Source organism: Flagellimonas aequoris (assembly GCF_003584165.1).
GTDB lineage: Bacteria > Bacteroidota > Bacteroidia > Flavobacteriales > Flavobacteriaceae > Flagellimonas > Flagellimonas aequoris.
In genome coordinates, this window is the sequence record NZ_QXFJ01000030.1 from 180,314 (window position 1) to 200,181 (window position 19,868).

The 19,868-nt window shown below is 44.3% G+C and carries 16 protein-coding genes; 3 read left to right on the top strand and 13 right to left on the bottom strand.

The features are described from left to right. Window positions 1–193 precede the first annotated feature (193 nt). Both D2U88_RS14190 and purL read right to left on the bottom strand, forming a co-directional pair. Complete coding sequence (locus tag D2U88_RS14190; RefSeq protein ID WP_119641207.1) at window positions 194–1,963, bottom strand: AMP-dependent synthetase/ligase; 1,770 nt, start codon at window positions 1,961–1,963, stop codon at window positions 194–196. Between the two features lie 127 nt (window positions 1,964–2,090). Further along, window positions 2,091–5,762, bottom strand: coding sequence for a phosphoribosylformylglycinamidine synthase (purL, locus tag D2U88_RS14195; RefSeq protein WP_119641208.1), 3,672 nt, complete (start codon window positions 5,760–5,762; stop codon window positions 2,091–2,093). A 248-nt stretch (window positions 5,763–6,010) separates the two neighbouring features. Here purL and D2U88_RS14200 point away from each other — a divergent pair, with 248 nt between their 5' ends. Continuing rightward, window positions 6,011–7,603, top strand: coding sequence for a zinc-binding metallopeptidase family protein (locus tag D2U88_RS14200; protein ID WP_119641209.1), 1,593 nt, complete (start codon window positions 6,011–6,013; stop codon window positions 7,601–7,603). A 78-nt stretch (window positions 7,604–7,681) separates the two neighbouring features. Here the strand turns inward: D2U88_RS14200 and D2U88_RS14205 are convergent, their stop codons facing one another. The 3 genes from D2U88_RS14205 to D2U88_RS14215 form a co-directional block, all read right to left on the bottom strand. Beyond that, the gene (locus D2U88_RS14205; protein ID WP_119641210.1) at window positions 7,682–8,584 is read right to left on the bottom strand and encodes a helix-turn-helix domain-containing protein; all 903 of its coding nucleotides are present in this window, start codon (window positions 8,582–8,584) and stop codon (window positions 7,682–7,684) included. 58 nt (window positions 8,585–8,642) lie between these two features. Beyond that, window positions 8,643–9,485 carry an SDR family NAD(P)-dependent oxidoreductase gene (locus tag D2U88_RS14210; protein WP_119641211.1) on the bottom strand — a complete coding sequence of 281 codons (843 nt, stop codon included), beginning with the start codon at window positions 9,483–9,485 and terminating at the stop codon, window positions 8,643–8,645. A 130-nt stretch (window positions 9,486–9,615) separates the two neighbouring features. Beyond that, entirely contained in the window at window positions 9,616–10,827 is a 1,212-nt protein-coding gene (locus D2U88_RS14215) for an RsmB/NOP family class I SAM-dependent RNA methyltransferase (RefSeq protein WP_119641212.1), read from the bottom strand. A gap of 59 nt (window positions 10,828–10,886) precedes the next feature. Here D2U88_RS14215 and D2U88_RS14220 point away from each other — a divergent pair, with 59 nt between their 5' ends. Continuing rightward, window positions 10,887–11,918, top strand: a complete 1,032-nt coding sequence (locus D2U88_RS14220; protein ID WP_119641213.1) for a WD40/YVTN/BNR-like repeat-containing protein — start codon at window positions 10,887–10,889, stop codon at window positions 11,916–11,918. 60 nt (window positions 11,919–11,978) lie between these two features. Here the strand turns inward: D2U88_RS14220 and D2U88_RS14225 are convergent, their stop codons facing one another. From D2U88_RS14225 to D2U88_RS14260, 8 genes are all read right to left on the bottom strand, one after another. Then, window positions 11,979–12,332 (bottom strand): DUF6515 family protein, encoded by a 354-nt coding sequence (locus D2U88_RS14225; RefSeq protein ID WP_119641214.1) that lies wholly within the window; start codon window positions 12,330–12,332, stop codon window positions 11,979–11,981. A gap of 109 nt (window positions 12,333–12,441) precedes the next feature. Next, entirely contained in the window at window positions 12,442–12,882 is a 441-nt protein-coding gene (locus D2U88_RS14230) for a hypothetical protein (RefSeq protein ID WP_119641215.1), read from the bottom strand. Further along, window positions 12,875–13,408, bottom strand: coding sequence for a hypothetical protein (locus tag D2U88_RS14235; protein ID WP_119641216.1), 534 nt, complete (start codon window positions 13,406–13,408; stop codon window positions 12,875–12,877). The genes D2U88_RS14230 and D2U88_RS14235 overlap by 8 nt, the downstream gene beginning before the upstream one ends. Window positions 13,409–13,441: 33 nt before the next feature. After that, entirely contained in the window at window positions 13,442–13,984 is a 543-nt protein-coding gene (locus D2U88_RS14240; RefSeq protein ID WP_119641827.1) for an RNA polymerase sigma factor, read from the bottom strand. Between the two features lie 354 nt (window positions 13,985–14,338). Further along, on the bottom strand, window positions 14,339–16,165 hold the full coding sequence (locus tag D2U88_RS14245; protein WP_119641217.1) for an ABC transporter ATP-binding protein: 1,827 nt from the start codon (window positions 16,163–16,165) through the stop codon (window positions 14,339–14,341). Window positions 16,166–16,169: 4 nt separating this feature from the next. Next, entirely contained in the window at window positions 16,170–17,876 is a 1,707-nt protein-coding gene (locus D2U88_RS14250) for a phospho-sugar mutase (RefSeq protein WP_119641218.1), read from the bottom strand. Between the two features lie 59 nt (window positions 17,877–17,935). Further along, window positions 17,936–18,883 carry a glycosyltransferase family 2 protein gene (locus D2U88_RS14255; RefSeq protein WP_119641219.1) on the bottom strand — a complete coding sequence of 316 codons (948 nt, stop codon included), beginning with the start codon at window positions 18,881–18,883 and terminating at the stop codon, window positions 17,936–17,938. Window positions 18,884–18,925: 42 nt separating this feature from the next. Further along, a complete protein-coding gene (locus D2U88_RS14260) occupies window positions 18,926–19,447 on the bottom strand; it encodes a DUF4199 domain-containing protein (RefSeq protein WP_119641220.1) in 522 nt (173 codons plus the stop codon). A gap of 159 nt (window positions 19,448–19,606) precedes the next feature. Between D2U88_RS14260 and D2U88_RS14265 the strand changes: the two genes are divergently transcribed. After that, window positions 19,607–19,858 (top strand): type B 50S ribosomal protein L31, encoded by a 252-nt coding sequence (locus D2U88_RS14265; RefSeq protein ID WP_119641221.1) that lies wholly within the window; start codon window positions 19,607–19,609, stop codon window positions 19,856–19,858. Window positions 19,859–19,868: the final 10 nt, after the last annotated feature.

Consider the following 19,868-nt stretch of genomic DNA (forward strand, 5'->3'; position numbering starts at 1 on the left):
TGACCAAAACCAAGTGTTGCCCTATATTTTAATGAAATGGAATTCTAGATTTTTTCTTTTACTACGTTCAGAGTGACATGTGTGTGGATTTCACCTGTTGAGCATAGCAAAGTATCTATTTAACCATGTGTTCTTTGGGATTCTTCGTTTCGCTCAGAATGACTTTTATTGTCAATTGGTTATTGATGACTGTTCAATATCCATAAATATCATTGTATAGCGTAATATATTTTTCCTTGATTGGTTTTCTTCTCAATTTCATGGTAGGGGTAAGGTGTCCTCCATCCACACTCCAAACATCGGGGGTCAATCGGAATTGTTTCACTTTTTCCCATTTGGCAAATTCTTCATTAGCCAAGTCCACTTCGTCTTGAAAACGGGCAATGACCTTTTCGTTTTTGACCAACTCCGAATTGTTCCCAAGGTCGATGCCATGTCTTTTGGCCCATTCCCGAACAAATTCAAAATTGGGCTGGATAAATGCTGCTGGCATTTTTTCTCCCTCGCCAATGACCATTATTTGTTCAATGAAACGGGATTGCTTGAACCGGTTCTCCAAAATCTGCGGAGCTACATATTTTCCACCTGACGTCTTGAACATTTCCTTTTTACGGTCGGTAATCTTCAAAAAGCCTTCTGCATCCACTTCACCAATATCCCCGGTATGGAAATAATCACCAGTCATCACCTCTGAGGTTTTCTCGGGATCTTTGTAATAGCCCATCATTACATTGGGACCTTTGCATAGAATTTCACCGTCCTCGGCAATCTTTACTTCCACGCCATCGATGATTCTTCCCACTGTGCCAATCTTCCAACCTTTGTTGCGTTGGTCGTTCACGGCAATCACGGGAGAGGTTTCTGTCAACCCATACCCTTCCATCACGGGCATGCCAGCTGCTCCGAATACCCGTGCGAGCCTCGTCTGCAAGGCGGCACTACCGGACACCATAATTTCCAAGTTGCCACCAAGGCCTTCCTTCCATTTGCTAAAAATCAGCTTGCGGGCTAGTGCCAATTTCTTTTCGTACCACCAACCGTTGGCTCCATAGGGTTCAAACTTAAGGCCTTCTTCAACCGCCCAGAAAAACAGTTTCTTTTTAATGCCTGGCTGTACAGCACCTTTGCTGATAATAGCATCATAAACTTTTTCCAACAAGCGGGGTACCACCGTCATTACGTGTGGTTTTACTTCTTTTACGTTGTCACTGATCTTGTCCAAACCTTCGGCGAAATAGATTTCCACACCACAATATTGGTATAGGTATAAAATCATCCGTTCGAAAATGTGACAAACAGGTAAAAAGCTCAAGGCAGTCGCCCCGGATTCAAACGGCACCCTTTTTTCGCTGGATATGACGTTCGATACAATATTATCGTGTGAAAGCATTACCCCCTTGGGCCTTCCCGTAGTTCCTGAAGTATAGATCAAGGTAGCCAAATCCATCGGATTGACAGAATCTTTCAACTTTTCAACATCCTCTTGGTTGGAGGTATCGGCCCCCATGTCCAACACCGTTTTCCAATTTTTGCAATTGTCCAGTTCATTAAAGGAATACACTTCTTTCAAGTGCTTCAAGTTGGAACTTACCATCAAAACTTTTTCCAACACCTCGGCACAGGAAACGAAACAATACTTTGCCTCGGAATGGTTCAAGATGTATTCGTAGTCCTCCTCCGAAATAGTTGGATAAATAGGAACGGTCTGTGCGGCAATCTGCAAAACACCGATATCCATGATATTCCACTCGGTACGATTGGTCATGGAAATAATGGCAATCTTGTCATTGGGTTGCACACCCATGCGCAACAAAGCCCTGCTTATAGCATTGGCCTTGTCCAAATATTCTTGTGTAGAGGTTGCTACCCATTTGCCATTGAATTTGGTAACCAATGACTTTTCTAGGGGGCGTTTTTCAAGCTGGTAATAGGGAAAATCAAATAATCGGGTAACAGATTGCATAGTAAGTTTTATGTAAAGCGATTGCAAATTAGCAAATCGGAGCTTAACAAAGAAAACGATTTAACAATTACCATAGGGAAATTTTGAAAAATCCCTAAATAATTCACACTATGATGTCCTTAAATTACTAATTATCCAAGGCTTCCAACCATTCCCTAGCATTCACAAAGGCCTGTAACCAAGGTGAAACCACGTCTTGTCTATCCTTTGGATAGTGGGCCCAGTTCCATGGAAAGGTGGATCGCTCAATATGGGGCATGGTCACCAAATGCCTACCTGTTTTATCGCAAAGCATGGCGGTGTTGTAATCACTTCCATTAGGGTTGGCAGGATAGCCTTCATAACCATATTTTGCTACAATGTGGTATTGCTCTTCATTGTGCGGCAAACTGAATTTTCCCTCACCATGACTGATCCAAACTCCCAAGGTGTTACCGGCCATGTTGGAAAGCATCACAGAGTTGTTCTCCTGAATTTTTACCGAAGTAAAATTGCTTTCGTGTTTGTGCGAATCGTTATAGGTCATGCGGCCATGGGTCTCATGTTCTGGGTTGATGAGATCCAACTCCATGAACAACTGGCAACCGTTACAAATACCCACGGAAAGGGTGTCGGGTCTTGCGAAGAAATTCTTCAAGGCCTTGTTGGCTTTTTCATTGTATTTGAAAGCACCTGCCCAACCTTTGGCACTGCCCAACACATCTGAGTTAGAAAATCCTCCCACGGCACCAATAAATTGGATGTCCTCCAAAGTTTCCCTACCTGTGATGAGGTCGGTCATGTGCACGTCTTTTACATCAAAACCGGCCAAAAACATAGCGTTGGCCATTTCGCGTTCCGAGTTGCTTCCTTTTTCACGAAGGATGGCAGCCTTGGGGCGATGGCTGAGCGAAGTCGAAGCCATTGGGAGTTTCCCTGTAAAGTTTTCAGGGAAATGATACACCAAGGGTTGCTCCTTGTAGTGGTCATAACGGTCCTTGGCCAAACCATTGGCAGTCTGTTTGCTGTCCAATAAATAGGAAGTTTTAAACCAAGTGTCCCGAAGGGATTCGATATTTAGGCCAATTTCGACACCATTGTTTTTGATATGCAGAATGTTACCAGTGGATACGCTTCCAATTTTGTTGAATGCAATGCCATTTTCAGCCAAAACTTTTTCGACGGAACTGTCCTTGGACTGAAGTACCACACCAATATTTTCCGAGAACAACAGTTTGATGATATCCGATTCGCCTATGGAAGTCAAATCCAGTTCGGCACTAAGGTAGTTATCGGCAAAACACATTTCCAGCAAGGTGGTGATCAAACCTCCGGAACCAATATCGTGGCCGGCCAAAATCTGTCCGTCCTTGATCAATTGTTGAAGCGTATTGAAAACCGTTTTCACATAAGCCGCATCTAAAACGGATGGGGCCTCATCCCCAATACCGTTCAAGATTTGGGCAAAGGACGATCCGCCCAATTTATGGGCATCTTTGGAAAAATTGATGTAATAAATGTCTCCACCATTTTTTTGAAGAACAGGTTCCACAATTTTGGTAATGTCATCACAATGAGCTGCTGCAGAAATGATTACGGTTCCAGGGGAAAGTACTTCACCGTCCTTATATTTTTGTTTCATGGAAAGGGAATCCTTCCCGGTAGGCACATTAATGCCCAGTTCGATCACAAAATCCGAAAGGGATTTTACTGCTTCGTACAAACGTGCATCCTCTCCTTTGTTGCGGCAAGGCCACATCCAGTTAGCGGACAGGGAAACCGATTTCAAACCATCTTGTAAAGGGGCCCAAACCATATTGGTCAAGGATTCTGCTACACTGTTTCTACTTCCCGCAACAGGGTCGATCAAGGCCGAGACGGGGGAGTGCCCGATGCTGGTCGCAATCCCTTCCTTACCTTTAAAATCCAATGCCATGACCCCAACGTTGTTCAATGGCAGTTGAAGTGGTCCGACACATTGTTGTTTGGCCACTCTACCACCTACGCATCGGTCCACCTTGTTGGTCAACCAGTCCTTACAGGCTACAGCCTCCAATTGTAGCACTTGTTCCAAATAATCATGAAAATATTCCAGCGAATAGGAAAGGGCAGGGTAGGTTTGTTGGGCTTTGGTGTCTGCCATGATGGTCTTGGGTGAACTTCCGAACATATCCGAAAGCTCCAAGTTCATGGGGGTTTCACCTGTTGTACCGGAGGTAAAGGTGAATTTGTGGTCTCCAGTAACGGTTCCCACCTGATACATGGGCGAACGCTCCCTGGCGGCTACACGATCTAATAATTCAATATCTTTTTCACCGATCACCAATCCCATTCGCTCTTGGGATTCATTGCCGATCAATTCTTTTTTGGATAGGGTAGGGTCACCGATAGGGAGTTTGTCCGTATCGATTTTTCCACCGGTTTCTTCCACCAATTCGGACAAGCAGTTCAAGTGGCCACCTGCACCGTGATCGTGAATGGAAACGATAGGGTTGTCATGACTTTCCACCAAACCACGGATGGCATTGGAAGCCCTTTTTTGCATTTCGGGGTTGGAACGTTGTACGGCATTCAACTCGATGGCAGAACTGAATTCGCCCGTATCGGCACTGGATACGGCCGCTCCGCCCATTCCGATGCGGTAATTGTCCCCACCTAGAACGACTATTCTGTCTCCCGTTTTTGGGGTGTCTTTCAATGCCTGTTCGGTTTTGCCATACCCGATTCCACCAGCCATCATAATAACCTTATCAAAGCCCAATTTTCGGGCTTCTTCTTGGTGTTCAAAGGTCAAAACGGAACCCGCGATCAGGGGTTGTCCAAATTTATTCCCGAAGTCGGAAGCACCATTGGACGCCTTGATCAAAATATCCATTGGGGTTTGGTACAACCATTCCCTTTCTGCCATTCCTTTTTCCCACGGACGGTTTTGCTCCAAACGGGAGTAGGAGGTCATGTATACGGCAGTCCCGGCCAAGGGCAGTGAACCTTTTCCTCCAGCCAAACGATCTCGGATTTCACCTCCGGAACCTGTTGCAGCACCATTGAAGGGCTCTACTGTGGTAGGGAAGTTGTGGGTCTCCGCTTTTAGCGAAAGCACGGAATTGAATTCCTTTTCTTCGTAAAAATCGGGTTTATCGGCACTTTTGGGAGCAAATTGGATTGCCTTGGGCCCTTTGATGAAGGCCACATTGTCCTTATAGGCCGAAACAATATCATTAGGGTGGGCTTCGGAGGTCTTCTTGATCAATTTGAATAGGGAAGTGGGCATTTCTTCGCCATCGATTACAAAAGTCCCGTTGAAAATTTTATGTCTGCAGTGCTCCGAGTTTACTTGGCTGAAACCGAACACCTCGGAATCCGTCAACTTACGGCCGAGTTTTTTGGACAATCCTTCTAGGTAATCCACTTCCTCATCACTCAAGGCCAAACCTTCCTTTTGGTTGTAGGCGGCAATGTCCTCAATCTCCAAAATGGGTTCGGGAACGATGTTGATGGTAAAAATATCCTGTCCCAAGCTCCTGTATTTTTGGGAGAGCATGGGGTCGTAATCCATAAAATCCTCGGAAACAGCATGGTACTCCTCAATTCGGATGATGCCCGAAATGCCCATGTTCTGGGTAATCTCGGTGGCGTTGGTACTCCAGGGCGTGACCATGGCGGCGCGTGGGCCAACAAAAAAGGCGTCGAGTGACGCCGCTTCAATCTTGGGTTGGTTGCCGAACAACCATGTCAGTTTACTGTTGTCTTCCTGAGCAATTTCCTGTGTGGTCTGGACGGCAAAAACCTTGGTAGCCTTGTCCCCAAAAAAATGGATCATACGAGTGGTGCGTTGAGCGGTTTTAGAAAGTGCAAATTTACGATTTTGGAGTGGAAAATGACGAATGGGATTTTGGAATTGTTAACTATGGATGTTGATTATTTCCTACTGAAAAACAAATCTTGAATTTTTAATGAGATAAATTGATTTCTTGGCAAAAGTGTTTTGTCATCCAAATCAAAAATGATAAAGTATTGTTGTGTTTCATTATCTTAGAAGCATTGTAACTAACTCAAATAACCAACCTTATGAAAAATGCCAAGATCCTGTTATCCGGGATATTGATCCTGAGCAGTGTCACCTTTACATCCGCTCAAAAAAAATACTCCAAAAAACAGATTGAAAAACTAAAAAGCGAAGCCGCCGCCATTGTGGAGGCCCATAAAAAGCAGTCCCAAGTGATGGTGGACAAGGTTTTCAGCTTTGCTGAACTCGGTTTTCAGGAGGAAGAAAGCTCCAAATACCTCACCGGAATCTTGGAGAGCAACGGGTTTACCATCGAGCATTCCATTTCGGGCATTCCTACGGCTTGGTTCGCCACGTGGAGCAATGGGGATGGCCCCGTCATCGCCCTAGGTAGTGATGTGGATTGTATTCCCAAAGCCTCCCAATATCCAGGAGTGGCCTATCATAAACCGATTGTGGATGGCGCACCCGGACACGGGGAAGGTCATAATGCCGGTAACCCGTTGAACATTACTTCTGCCTTGGCCGTAAAGGAAATCATGGAGCGCGAGAATATTGGTGGCACCTTGATCCTTTGGCCCGGTATTGCCGAAGAATTGGTGGCCGCAAAGGCTTGGTACGTTCGCGATGGCCTTTTTGACAAAATTGATATGTGCATCTTTACCCATGTAGGCAACAACTTGGGAGTTTCATGGGGACCTACCAGTGGTACAGGGCTTATTTCCGTGGAATACCTTTTTGAAGGGGAAGCCGCACACGCTGCTGGGGCACCTTGGAGAGGACGTAGCGCTTTGGATGCCGCTGAATTGATGAACATCGGATGGAACTACAAAAGGGAGCACTTGCATCCCCTAAAACGTTCCCACTCTATTTTCACGGATGCGGGCGATCAACCTAACGTGGTACCCTCCAAAGCCGCCATCTGGTTTTATTTCAGGGATGTAAGCTATGAAGGTATCATGGAAATGTATGCCCAGGCCAATGATATTGCCAAAGGTGCTGCCTTGATGACCAGCACGACCATGACCTCTAGGGTTTTGGGCACCGCTTGGCCACGTCACTATAACAAAGTGATTGCCGAGACCATGTACGAAAACATCAAGGATGTGGGGCTTCCTACTTGGACGGAGGCCGATCAGGAATTGGCCAAGGCCGTTCAAACCGAAGTGAAGGCCAAAAAGATTGAGGGACTGCCCACAGAATTATCAGAACTGGGATTACCGGTTTTGGAGCCCATCAGCGGTGGTTCCGATGATATCGGGGACATTTCATGGAAGGTACCTACCGTGACCATGCGTTTTCCTTCCAACATTCCAGGATTGCCGGGCCACCATTGGGCCAATGCCATTGCGATGGCCACTCCCATTGCGCACAAAGGTGTGACCGCAGGGGCCAAGGCCGAGGCCATGACCATTTTGGATTTCTTGTTGAAACCGGAACTGTTGACCCAGGCTTGGGATTATTTCAACAACGAACAGACCAAGGAGACCAAGTATCAGCCGATGATTGCTGCAGATGATATGCCCCCCATCTATTTGAATAAAGAAAAACAGGAAAGCTTCCGTCCCGAGCTGGAGAAATTTTACTTCGATGAGACCAAATACGATACCTATTTGGAGCAATTGGGAGTAGAGTATCCTACTGTGAAGCCTTAAGGTCATGAAAATACTGTCATATCGAGCGGAGTCGAGAACCTTTAAACTGATATCTCGACTCGGCTTGACATGGCTGTTTTAATTGAATGATGCCCTAAAAGCCAGCGGCGACTGTTTGGTCTTGCTTTTGAACAACTTGCTAAAGGATTGGGAATGCTCAAATCCTAGGGTGTATGCAATCTCGCTGACGGAAAGTTGGGTGGTCGATAATTTTTCTTTGGCCTTCTCTATCAATTTTTCATGGATGTGCTGTTGGGTACTTTGCCCCGTCAGGACTTTAAGCAGACTGCTCAGATAATTGGAAGAAACATTTAAGGTGTCCGCTACGAATTGGACGGTCGGTATCCCTTTGTCAATGGCTTCCTCTCCGTTGAAATAGGTGTCGAGAAGATTCTCCAACCGAACCAAAACCTCGTGGTTGTTGATCTTTCTCGTAAGAAATTGTCTTTGATAATATCGTTCGGCATAATTGAGCAATAATTCGAGTTGGGCAATAATGATGTTCTGACTGAATTTGTCGATGTTGGACCGATATTCTTGCTGAATGTGCAACAAAACGTCAACCAAAGTATTTTCTTCCTTTTCTGAAAGAAATAGGGCTTCATTGATGGCATAGCCAAAGAATTCATAGTTTTTGATGGTCTTGGCCAATGGGGTGTTCCACAAAAAATCGGGGTGAATGAGCAACAACCAGCCTGAGGGTTTCTTTTCCCTTGGAAGCATTTCAAACTGTAGCACCTGTCGTGGGCCGATAAAACTCAACAGCCCTTCATCAAAATCATATTCCTGTTGCCCGTACCGAACCTTGGCCTGTATATCCCGTTTCAGCCCGATGGAATAGAAATTTTGCATCCAAGTGATTTGCTTTTCAATGGTCTGGTAGTCCACTTGGCCATAATTGACCACACTTATCAAAGGATGCTCCGGTTTGGGGAGTGCACAAAATTTGTGGAACTCACTTAAGGTATTAAAAGTATGCATATGCTTTTATGGATGAGGGGGCAAGGTTTTGCACCTCACCCCATTTTCAAATTACACATTAATTTTTAAAGTCTGTGGAATGGCTTAATGCTTTGTTGGCCTCCAAGGCAGATTCCAAGGTTTTCAATTTTTGCTGTGCTAGACCATAGGAGTCGCTACCCAAGAACAAATGTAGGGCGGGGTCATCGCTTTCGGCCACCTTGATGAGTACCTCTGCAGCTTTTTCGGGATCACCCAATTGGTTTCCGGCAATCTCTTCTTTGTGCAAGCGTTCCGATTCCCTAGCTTGGACGTACACATCCATGCGGTTTTTGGCCAATTTCAGGGAGTCGTCGGATAGGAATTCGGTACGAAAGTATCCTGGATAGACTACTGTGGAATGGATTCCAAACGGTCCCACTTCCGCGGACAAAGCCTCGGTCAGACCAACAACGGCAAATTTGGTGGCACAATACACGCCAAATCCCGGAAAAGTGGCTATCATACCCGCAATGGATGCAATGTTGAAGATATGCCCTGATTGCTGTTCCCTTAAATGCGGTATGGACTTACGGATGACATTCAACAGGCCAAATACATTCACGTCAAAATTTTGTCTTGATTCTTCATCGGTAATCTCTTCCAACGTTCCATTTTGTCCATATCCGGCATTGTTAACCACCACATCGAGATGGCCAAAAGTTTCCAGTACCAGCGAAATGGCAGATCCCACACTTTCCTCGTTCATCAAATCTACTTGAAGCGGCAGGAAAGCTTCCTGTTTTCCCACGGCATTTTCCAAAGCGTTTAAGCTTCTGGAAGTGGCCGCTACCTGGTATCCGTGGTTCAACAATGTTTTTACCAAAGTCAGTCCCAGTCCTTTGGAGGCTCCGGTGACCAACCATACTTTTTTTGTGTCCATTTTCTTAGAATTTTATTGTTATGAATTGACACAGCAAAGTTGCCCCGAAACGAGAGGGGGGATGTAGCCTAATCTAAGGTTGTTGTAGCCGAAAATTTATTATTGGTAAATAGGGCTTGTGTGAATCGAATCAGTTCTTTTTGAGAAGCGCCATATAAAATCCATCAAAACCTGTTTCGGAGGCATAAACGTTTTGTTCCCTAACCAATTCAAATTCTTTCCCGGCTTCGGAGGCCAAGAATTTTTTGACCTGTTCGGTGTTTTCCTGCGGAAGGATGGAACAGGTGGCATAGACCATTTGTCCGCCTTTTTTCAGCATTTTGCTATAATTTTGGAGAATGTCCTGCTGAACACCCATGATACGCTCGATGAATTCGGGTTCCAATTTCCATTTAGAATCGGGATTTCTTTTGATGACCCCCAATCCGGAGCAAGGCGCATCAAGGAGGAGTCTATCGGCACTGTTGTGCAGTTTTTTGATGACTTTATTGGAATCGATGACACGGGTTTCTACATTGTGCACACCATTGCGTCGAGCCCTGATTTTAAGTTTTTTCAATTTGCTCTCATAGATATCGAGGGCAATAAGTTGACCCTTATTCTGCATCATGGAGGCCAAGTGTAGTGTTTTCCCTCCGGCACCGGCGCAGGCATCAATAACACGTTGACCTGGTTCCACCTCCAAATATGGCGCCACCAATTGTGAAGAAGCATCCTGCACTTCAAAAAGCCCATCCTTAAAAGCTTCGGTAGTAAAAACGTTCTTCCGCTCCTTCAATTTTAAAGCATCCGGATAGCCTTTCAAAGTTTCGGTTTCAATTTCTTCTTTCGCCAAAAACGATTGTAACTGGGGCTTTGGAATTTTTAGGGTATTGGTTCGAAGGATGACTTCTGCTTGTTGGTTCAATGCTGCTATTTCCTTGGTCCAAAGTTCGTTGCCCAAGGATTTTTCTCCCAACTCATCCATCCAATCGGGAACAGATTCCCTGAACTTCCTAATTTTGGAAAGCTCGTCAAACCGCCCCTTGATACGTCGTTCAGGGGTTCCTTCCAGCTGTTTCCAATCGGGCAACCTTATGCCGCGCAATACACACCAAACTCCAAACAATCGGAACAAATGAGGGCGGGTATACGGTTCGTGGGCCTCTGCTATTTCGGTATATAACCGTTTCCAACGAACAATGTCATAGGTGGTTTCGGCAATAAAGGCACGGTCCCTAGCACCCCAACGTTTGTCATACTTCAATACTTTTTCAATGACCTTATCGGCATATTCCCCTTCGTTAAAAATAAGGTGTAGGGCATCAATTACGGCAAATACCAAGTTTCTGTGTAGACGCATGACATAAAATAAGGTTGCAAAGGTATCATTTCTCCTTACTTTTGGGGAAAATAAATGTAATGAGGTTATCCATTCTTCTCCTGGCGCTCTTGGTTTTGGCGTCCTGTTCCACCGAAAAAAAACAGCAACCCTTTAAATCGGTATCCGTAACACCTGTTTTTGAAGACTCCGTGAGTATCAGGGCCATAACTTTTTTAGATAGCCAAACCTTGGCCTTTGCAGGGAGTGGCGGGGTTTATGGAACTGTGGATGTGAACAGTCACAAGGTACGTTCCAATATCCAGACTTATGATTCATTGACCCCAAGTTTTAGGGCAGTCGGGAAAACCTCCAAAGACTTTTTCATGCTTTCCATTGAAAGTCCGGCCTTGCTCTACAAAACAGGGGGTAATGGTAAAATGGAAGCGGTCTACAAAGAAGAAGGTGAAGGGGTTTTTTATGATGCTATGACTTTTTGGAGCGATACCGAAGGCATTGCGGTGGGTGATACGGTGGATGGTTGTCTTTCCATCATTCTAACCAAGGATGGAGGGGAAACCTGGACGAAAATTTCTTGCTCGGAATTACCCGAAGGGATTGAAGGGGAGGGTGCCTTTGCGGCCAGTAACAGTAACATTGCAGTGGCGGGCAACCAAGTTTGGATTGGTACCACCGAAGGGCGGATTTATCATTCATCGGACAAGGGGGCTACCTGGGATATACAACAAACCCCGATCATTCACGAGGAACCCACCCAAGGCATCTATTCCATGGATTTCTACGATGAAAACCTTGGCTTTGCCATTGGAGGGGATTATACCTCACCCGAATCCAACCAAAAGAACAAGATTATTACCTTGGACGGTGGAAAAACCTGGAGCCTGATTGCGGATGGAAAGGAACCGGATTATAAAAGCTGTGTGCAATTCGTGCCCAATTCCGAAGGAAAGGGATTAGTGGCCATCGGATTTACGGGGATTTCGTATTCTGCTGATGGTGGGGAAAACTGGAGGGAACTGAGCGAAGAATCTTTTTTTACCCTTCGCTTTTTGAACGATTCCATTGCCTATGCTGCAGGAAGAAACCGAATTGCCAAACTCGTATTTAACTAAAAAAGAGCGGCGATATTATCGCCGCTCCAGAATCAATAACCAACCAAAAAACAATTAAAACTATACGGTCACGACTACATATTGTCGTCCTGTTCTTTTATACCAAACACCTCTGTATTTGTAGAGTCTTCTGCCATTTACATACACCACTTTGCTTCCTCTGGGCAACATGTTCACGACCACTCCCCGTGGTGCGGAGCATACCACATATTTTCTTCCCCGAGGTTTGTACCATACGCCATCGGCATAGTAAAAGTTGTTGCTCTTATGCACCACAAGAGTGGGGCTTGTAACGGTGGTGACTACAGTTCCATATTTTGGATAAACCTTCACCACGGTCCTTCTTTGTGCTTGTGCGGCCAATATTGTTCCCAAAAAGGCCACGATAACCAAAAGTGTCTTCATACGTTTCATAATGCGGATTTTTATGGTTTCTGTATCTAAGACTTGGGAATCGTAAAAAGGTTTAATAAAAAAAGAGCCAAATGGGCTCTTTTCTTGTTTTTTGCTGATTTATAAGTGGTTATCCCCCACCTCTACGATTTCGATAGGTTTGAAGCAGTTGCTTTTTAAAATCTTCTTCTGCCTTGATGAGCAACAATACCTTCTTGGCGGGAATCACCTTTCTAATATCTCCCATGAATTGCTGTTCGGCATTATGGCGTTCGTTTTGAAGGGAGAGCAAATTGTTCAACAGTTCTTCCGAATCTGCATCCGATAGCCCTTGTGCCATGGAAATTTTGGATTGCAGCTCGGCACGTTCCCTTCTCCGGATGTTTTCCAAAACATCCTCATGTTCGTTGTAAATGGGCCAAAATTGTTGTGCTTCCTTGCTGGTCAGGCCTACCCGTTCGGTGATGAAGGCCACTTTCAAGGTTTTGATGCGATCCCGTACCGGTCCTTGGGCCTGCATCCAAAAGGTGCCGATCAAAAACGCGATCAGTATGGGTATTTTTTTACTCATAATCAATGTATTCTATGTTTAGGTCTCTCAGGTCGTCAACATTTTCATCCAGATATTCCAATATAACTTCTCCGCTAAGGTCATCTTCCAGCATGTCGTTCAATTGAACGTTTTCAAAGGAGACCATTTCGGCCAGTTCGTAGGAACTCATATCGATGCGGTTGTTGTCAAAATAGGCATCAATTTCGGTATTCGCCAAATCATCAAAGGTAACAGGTGAAGGCTCTGATTTCCAATTGAATCCGAAGATCAAAAGGAAAACCGCTGCCACAGCGGCTGCTCCGTAATATATTTTCCTGTACGATTTGAGCTGGATTACCTTGCCCTTTTCTTCTGTGGTTCGGGATAACACCTTGGGGACAACATCATCAAAATAGCTTTCCGGAACCCCAAAACCATCCGTTTTCGGGATGATGGAACTCGCTTCATCCGTGGCTTCTTCCTGGATTCGAGCCATCAAACGTTCGTTGAAGCTTTCGAAGTAGCCTTCCGGGGTGTTGAAACTATTTTTTTTGTCCTTTTTCATGATATGGTTTTGACATCAATTTTTGCCAAAGGTTTAATCTGCTTTAAGATACGCTTCAATTTTCTTTACTGCCAAATGATAGGAAGCTTTTAGCGCACCCACCGAGGTTTTCAGTACTTCGGAAATATCCTCGTATTTCATTTCCTGAAAATACTTCATGGTGAAGACCAGTTTCTGCTTGTCTGGGAGTTCGGCCAATGCTTTTTGCAATTTTAATTGGATCTCATCTCCTTCAAAATACACATCGGCTTCCAGATTTTCTACCAATCTCTCCTTGAGTTGTTGATCACCGATGCCCATTTTTTTTGATTTTTGCTTCAAAAATGTCAAGGATTCATTGGTGGCAATGCGGTACAACCAGGAATATAACTTACTTTCCCCTTTAAAGCCATCTATATTTTTGTACACCTTGATGAAGGTATTCTGCAATACATCATCGGCATCATCATGGTCCAGTACAATCCTCCGGATATGCCAATAAAGTCGCTCTTTGTAAGTGTTCACCAACACCTCAAAGGCCTTTGCCTGGCTATTTTTGTCCTTAAGTTCTTGTACTAAGGTTTCCTCAGCGATCAATGGTCCGTACAATTTGATGCTTTGACTAAGGTAAGGGGAAAAGGTTTAATTATTCAATGGACAATTTGCAATTATCAATTAGCAATAATCAATTGCCAGGATTGTCATTCTGAGCAAAGCGAAGAATCTCTTTTAGTAGGGATTCAATTGAGATGCTTCACGGTGTTCAGCATGACATTTTGGTGCTAATTTATTCTATGTTCATTCTGAGCGTAGCGAAGAATCATTTGGTTTGGATAAGTTTTAGATCCTTCACGGGGTACAGATGGTACAATTGTCATTCTGAGCGAAGCGAAGAATCTCTTGACTCCTGGCTCCTGATTCTTGACTCTTGAATTTTGAATCTTTGGATAATCAAATGCTGAACGATTGCATCTCCACCAGTTTTTTGTAACTGTTCTGTGCTTTCATGAGTTCATCGTGGGTGCCTTGTTCCACAATTTTTCCTTTGCTCATGACCACAATGGTGTCCGCATTTTGGATGGTGGATAGTCGGTGTGCAATCACAATAGAAGTGCGGTTTTGCATCATTTTCTCCAAAGCGTCCTGCACCAATCGTTCACTTTCGGTATCGAGGGCCGAGGTAGCCTCGTCCAAGATCATGATAGGTGGATTTTTGAGTACGGCCCTTGCTATGGAGAGACGTTGTTTTTGACCGCCACTCAATTTGCCACCGCCATCGCCAATATTGGTGTCGTAGCCATGGGGGAGGTCCATAATAAAGTCGTGGGCATTGGCCACCTTGGCGGCTGCAACGATTTCCTCCATGGTGGCATTTTCTTTGCCCAGGGCGATATTGTTTTTTACCGAATCGTTGAAAAGGATGGAATCCTGTGTCACCAATCCCATGAGTCCACGAAGAGACTTTTTGGTGAGGTCCTTGATGTTGGTGCCATCTATCAAAATTTCGCCTTTGTTCACGTCGTAGAAGCGGGTTACCAGATTGGCCACGGTACTTTTACCACTTCCGGATTGGCCCACCAATGCTACCGTCTTGCCTTTTTCAACCTTTAGGTTGAAGTCTTTCAACACATAATCCTCTTCATATTTGAAACCTACATTGTTCAGCTCAATACCAGTATTGAAATCTATTTTCTCCTCGGCACCTTCTTTGTCTTTGATGGGATTTTCGGATTCCAACACTTCCAACACCCGCTCTGCTGCTGAATTTCCTTTTTTCACCCCGTAGGAAGCCTTACTAATGGCCTTGGCAGGGGTTAAGATATTGAATGCTAGTCCCATATAGGTAATAAAAGAAGCTGGATCCAAATCATTTTCAATTAAAACCAATTGACCACCATACCATAATAAAACACCAAAAACAACGATACCTAGGAATTCGCTGATTGGAGATGAAAGGTTTTGCCGGTTCAAAAGGGAATTCGAAAACCTGTAAAAACGATTGGTTGAGTTTTTAAAAGTGCTATAAAATTTGGATTCAGCATTGAAAGCCTTGATGACACGCAATCCGCCCAAGGTTTCTTCTACAATGGACAAAAATTCGCCCTGTTCCTTTTGTACTTTGTCCGATTTGCGTTTAAGTGATTTTCCTATTCGGGAAATGAGCATTCCGGCAATGGGAATAAAAATAAAAACAAAAATGGTCAGCTTCACGCTGATCAGGAACATGGCTATGATCGTAAACAAGATGGTTAATGGTTCACGTACAATCAATTCCAGAATGGACAAGAAGGAATGTTGGATTTCCAATACATCCGAAGTGATCCGGGCAATGACATCTCCTTTTCTTTTTTCGGAGAAATAGGAGATGGGTAGGTCCACAATTTTTTCGTACATCTTGTTCCGAATATCCTTGAGCACTCCATTGCGTAAAAACGTGATATAGTACATGGCGATGTAATTGAAGACGTTCTTGAAAAAGAACAAAGCCAGTACCAACCCTATGGCCAACATGAGCCCCTTCATAGGATCATCTCCCGAAAACCCTGTTATTTTATAACTCATGTAATCGGTGAAAAAATCCTTTAATTTTCCAATACCTTGATATGTTGGAGGTGTTGTGACGCGTTTCGTTTTATCAAATAGCACGTTCAACATCGGGATCAATGCTGCATATGACAACGCACTGAAAAGCGCATATAAAATATTGAAAAAGATATTCAAATACCCGTATTTGCGGTATGGTCCTGCAAATCGGAGAATTTTCTTAAAGTAGTTCATTCACCTACAAATTCAATTCAGAAAGGATACCGTCAATTTTGGTTTCCAGCTGCGAATTTACGGATTTATAATCGGCAGCCTTGTCCAATTTTGCATTTGTGCTGATGTAAAACTTGACCTTGGGTTCGGTGCCACTGGGACGGGCCGCAATTCGGGTACCATCCTCGGTCTCATAGATCAATACATTGGATTTGGGCAGGTTAAGGGAAAACTCCTCGCCCGTCTGCACATTTTTGGCCGTGGAAGTATTGTAATCCTCGATCCAAAGCAATTTGGAACCTTGAACGGATTCCACAGGATTTTCCTTAAAATCCTTGAGCATCTGTTTGATTTCTTCGGCGCCGCTCATTCCCTTTTTGGTCAGGGAAACCAGCTTTTCCTTGTAAAACCCAAACTGCACATAGGCATTGATCAATTCCTTGTAGAACGAGCTTCCTTCCGCCTTGGCATTGGACGCGATCTCGCAGGCCAAAAGGGTAGAGGTCACGGCATCTTTGTCCCGGACAAAGTCACCCACCATAAAACCAAAGCTTTCTTCACCACCACCAATAAATTTGGAGTTCGGGAAATCCTTGATCATCTTGCCGATCCACTTAAAGCCTGTCAAGGCCGTTTTGTATTCCACACCGTAGGCTTTGGCCAACTGGGCCATCATGGGGGTAGAAACAATGGTGGAGGCAATAAATTCGTTGCCCTTGAATCCTTTTTCCTTGTATTGGTCCAACAAAAACTTGGTCATCAAAACCATGGTCTGGTTTCCGTTGAGCAACTCAATCTTTCCCTCCAAATTTCGCACTGCAATGCCCAAGCGATCACTGTCGGGGTCGGTGCCCACAACCATGTCCGCGCCAATTTCCTCAGCTTTTTTAATGGCCATTTCCAAAGCTTCGGGTTCTTCGGGATTGGGCGACTTCACTGTAGGAAAGTCACCGTTAGGGGTGGCCTGTTCCTCAATAATGGTGACGTTTTTATACCCTGCCCGTTTCAATACCTCCGGAATGGCAGTGATGGATGTTCCGTGCAAGGAGGTAAATACGATCTTGAAATCGTCTTTTCCTTTAGCGTTGAAGTTGCCATTTTTCAACGAACCATCAAAGAAAGCTTCGTCCACTTCCTCATCGATCAGATGGATCAGTGCTTCGTTTTTATCGAATTTGATATCCTCAAAGGAAAGGGAATCGATCTCTGCAATGATTTCTCCATCTTGTGGGGGGACAATCTGCCCACCATCGGCCCAATACACCTTGTACCCATTGTATTCCGGGGGGTTATGAGATGCAGTCAAAACAATACCCGCATGACATCCCAAATATTTTACGGCAAAGGAAAGTTCTGGAGTGGTACGTAGATCGGAAAACAGGTAAACACTTATACCATTGGCGGAAAAAACATCCGCCACGGTCTTTGCCAATGTTTTGGAATTGTGCCTGCAGTCGTAAGCGATGACCACCTTAAGATCGTGGTCGGTATACGATTTTTTGAGATAGTTGCTCAATCCCTGTGTATTCTTGCCCAAGGTATATTTGTTGATCCTATTGGTGCCGACCCCCATTACACCACGCATACCCCCGGTACCAAATTCCAAATCCTTGTAAAAACGTTCCTTGAGTTCTTCTGGATCATTTTTCATCAAATGTTGGATTTCTTTTTTTGTTTCGTCATCAAAAAAATCGGTCAACCAAGATTGTGCGATAGCGGTAATGGAATCCATAGTGTTTTATGCTTGTTTAGATGCTTAAAAATACAAAGATTAAAGGGTTTGGGAATACCCTACAGATTAATTTTATCGGAGATGGTGTATCGGGTATCGTTTTTTCTGGAACGTACCATAATCTCGCCCAAAAAACCTGCCAAAAATAGTTGGGTACCTATGATCATGGCTGTAAGGGCGATGTAGAATTGTGGTCGTTGCGTGATCAATCGTCCTGTAGGATTCAAAAAGAGTTTGTCGATTCCCAAATAGAGCGAAAATCCAAAACCTACGATGAACATAAGCACGCCCAACGCCCCGAACAGGTGCATGGGCCTGCGGCCAAACTTGGAAACGAACCAAATGGTGATCAGGTCCAAAAAGCCATTGATGAAACGTTCCATCCCAAATTTGGTGGTGCCGTATTTTCGGGCCTGGTGCTGGACCACTTTTTCGGAAATGTTGGAAAACCCTGCATTCTTGGCCAAAACAGGGATGTAGCGGTGCATTTCTCCATGTACCTCTATGGCCTTCACCACCTGATGGTCAAAGGCTTTTAATCCACAGTTAAAGTCGTGCAATTTTACCCCGGAGGTTTTGCGGGCAGCCCAGTTGAAGAGTTTGGAAGGGATGTTCTTGGCAATGACCGAGTCATACCTTTTTTTCTTCCAGCCGGAAACCACTTGGTTGCCTTCTTGGGTAATCATGCGGTACATTTCGGGGATTTCCTCTGGATTGTCCTGCAAATCGGCATCCATGGTGATGACTACATCGCCTTCGGCGGCCTTAAATCCAGCATGAAGAGCCTGGGACTTTCCGAAGTTCTTCAAAAATCGGATACCTTTCACATGTTCATTTTTTTGCGAAAGCTCCATGATGGTTTCCCAAGAACCATCGGTACTGCCATCATCAATAAAGATGATCTCATATAAAAAATGATTGGATTGCATCACCTGTACAATCCAATCATGTAGTTCTTTAAGCGATTCTTGCTCGTTGAGTAAAGGAATTACAATGGAAATCTGCATTGCTTGTTTCTCGAATTCCCTTCAAAAGTAGCATTTTTTGGTTTAGTATTCCGGCTTGGACTTTTTTAGGATGAGCCCAGTGATGACTCCCACGACCAAACCGATGATGCAACTGAAGATCAAACCAATCGGATAGCGCAACCATCCTAGTTTTTTCTGCATGGCCACACCTTGTTGCCATTGTTCCTCCGTCATGGAAGGATTCTGTGCCATGGCCTTTGGTTTTGCCATTTCGATTGCCTTGTCCATAAAATCGGGCTCAATAAAGTTGATGAGCACGTACTGGTAAACAAGGGAAATGATGGTGGATACCAATGCGATTCCCACAGCGATCTTTAGGGCCTCGGAAATTTTCAGATAGCCCCCGTTGGCTTTTTTGTAGGCATTCACCCCAAGGAAAATAGCCACTACGGTCAATAGAACCGAAATGACAATAACAGGAGTGCTCATCTCATAGTGCATCTTTTGGGTGTAGAGCATTACCCCGAAGATTACGGAAACTACGCCTAGGATCAGGCCATAGTTCAACATGAATTTACTGGCTTTTGGTTGTTGTTCTTCCATTTTATTGATTTTTGTGTTGATTGTAGCTTGTTAGTGCTTGCTAGATGGATTTTGTTACAATAAATTTACTTTTTTATTTTTTACCTATTTTAAGTTGGAGGTATCAAAGAAATCATTAAATTTGCACCTCGAAAATTCTGAGATTAAGCATTTAAGACGATGAGAAAAGGTATACACCCAGAGAACTATAGATTGGTAGCTTTTAAAGATATGTCCAATGAGGATGTCTTTATCACCAAATCCGCTGCTGAAGCAAAAGAGACCATCACTGTGGATGGCGTTGAGTATCCTTTGGTGAAATTGGAGATTTCAAGAACTTCGCACCCATACTACACTGGTAAGACCAAATTGGTGGATACTGCTGGTAGGATCGACAAGTTCAAGAACAAATACAAGAAATTCAGCAAGTAAGGGGAATAGG

What these genes read in the sequence shown, in the direction of transcription:
- D2U88_RS14255 (WP_119641219.1), bottom strand. Translation starts at nt 18,883, where the DNA reads ATGCAGATTTCCATTGTAATTCCTTTACTCAACGAGCAAGAATCGCTT.
- D2U88_RS14205 (WP_119641210.1), bottom strand. Translation starts at nt 8,584, where the DNA reads ATGCATACTTTTAATACCTTAAGTGAGTTCCACAAATTTTGTGCACTC.
- D2U88_RS14200 (WP_119641209.1), top strand. Translation starts at nt 6,011, where the DNA reads ATGAAAAATGCCAAGATCCTGTTATCCGGGATATTGATCCTGAGCAGT.
- D2U88_RS14190 (WP_119641207.1), bottom strand. Translation starts at nt 1,963, where the DNA reads ATGCAATCTGTTACCCGATTATTTGATTTTCCCTATTACCAGCTTGAA.
- D2U88_RS14265 (WP_119641221.1), top strand. Translation starts at nt 19,607, where the DNA reads ATGAGAAAAGGTATACACCCAGAGAACTATAGATTGGTAGCTTTTAAA.
- D2U88_RS14260 (WP_119641220.1), bottom strand. Translation starts at nt 19,447, where the DNA reads ATGGAAGAACAACAACCAAAAGCCAGTAAATTCATGTTGAACTATGGC.
- D2U88_RS14220 (WP_119641213.1), top strand. Translation starts at nt 10,887, where the DNA reads ATGAGGTTATCCATTCTTCTCCTGGCGCTCTTGGTTTTGGCGTCCTGT.
- D2U88_RS14235 (WP_119641216.1), bottom strand. Translation starts at nt 13,408, where the DNA reads ATGAAAAAGGACAAAAAAAATAGTTTCAACACCCCGGAAGGCTACTTC.
- D2U88_RS14250 (WP_119641218.1), bottom strand. Translation starts at nt 17,876, where the DNA reads ATGGATTCCATTACCGCTATCGCACAATCTTGGTTGACCGATTTTTTT.
- D2U88_RS14215 (WP_119641212.1), bottom strand. Translation starts at nt 10,827, where the DNA reads ATGCGTCTACACAGAAACTTGGTATTTGCCGTAATTGATGCCCTACAC.
- D2U88_RS14210 (WP_119641211.1), bottom strand. Translation starts at nt 9,485, where the DNA reads ATGGACACAAAAAAAGTATGGTTGGTCACCGGAGCCTCCAAAGGACTG.
- D2U88_RS14230 (WP_119641215.1), bottom strand. Translation starts at nt 12,882, where the DNA reads ATGAGTAAAAAAATACCCATACTGATCGCGTTTTTGATCGGCACCTTT.
- D2U88_RS14225 (WP_119641214.1), bottom strand. Translation starts at nt 12,332, where the DNA reads ATGAAACGTATGAAGACACTTTTGGTTATCGTGGCCTTTTTGGGAACA.
- purL (WP_119641208.1), bottom strand. Translation starts at nt 5,762, where the DNA reads ATGATCCATTTTTTTGGGGACAAGGCTACCAAGGTTTTTGCCGTCCAG.
- D2U88_RS14245 (WP_119641217.1), bottom strand. Translation starts at nt 16,165, where the DNA reads ATGAACTACTTTAAGAAAATTCTCCGATTTGCAGGACCATACCGCAAA.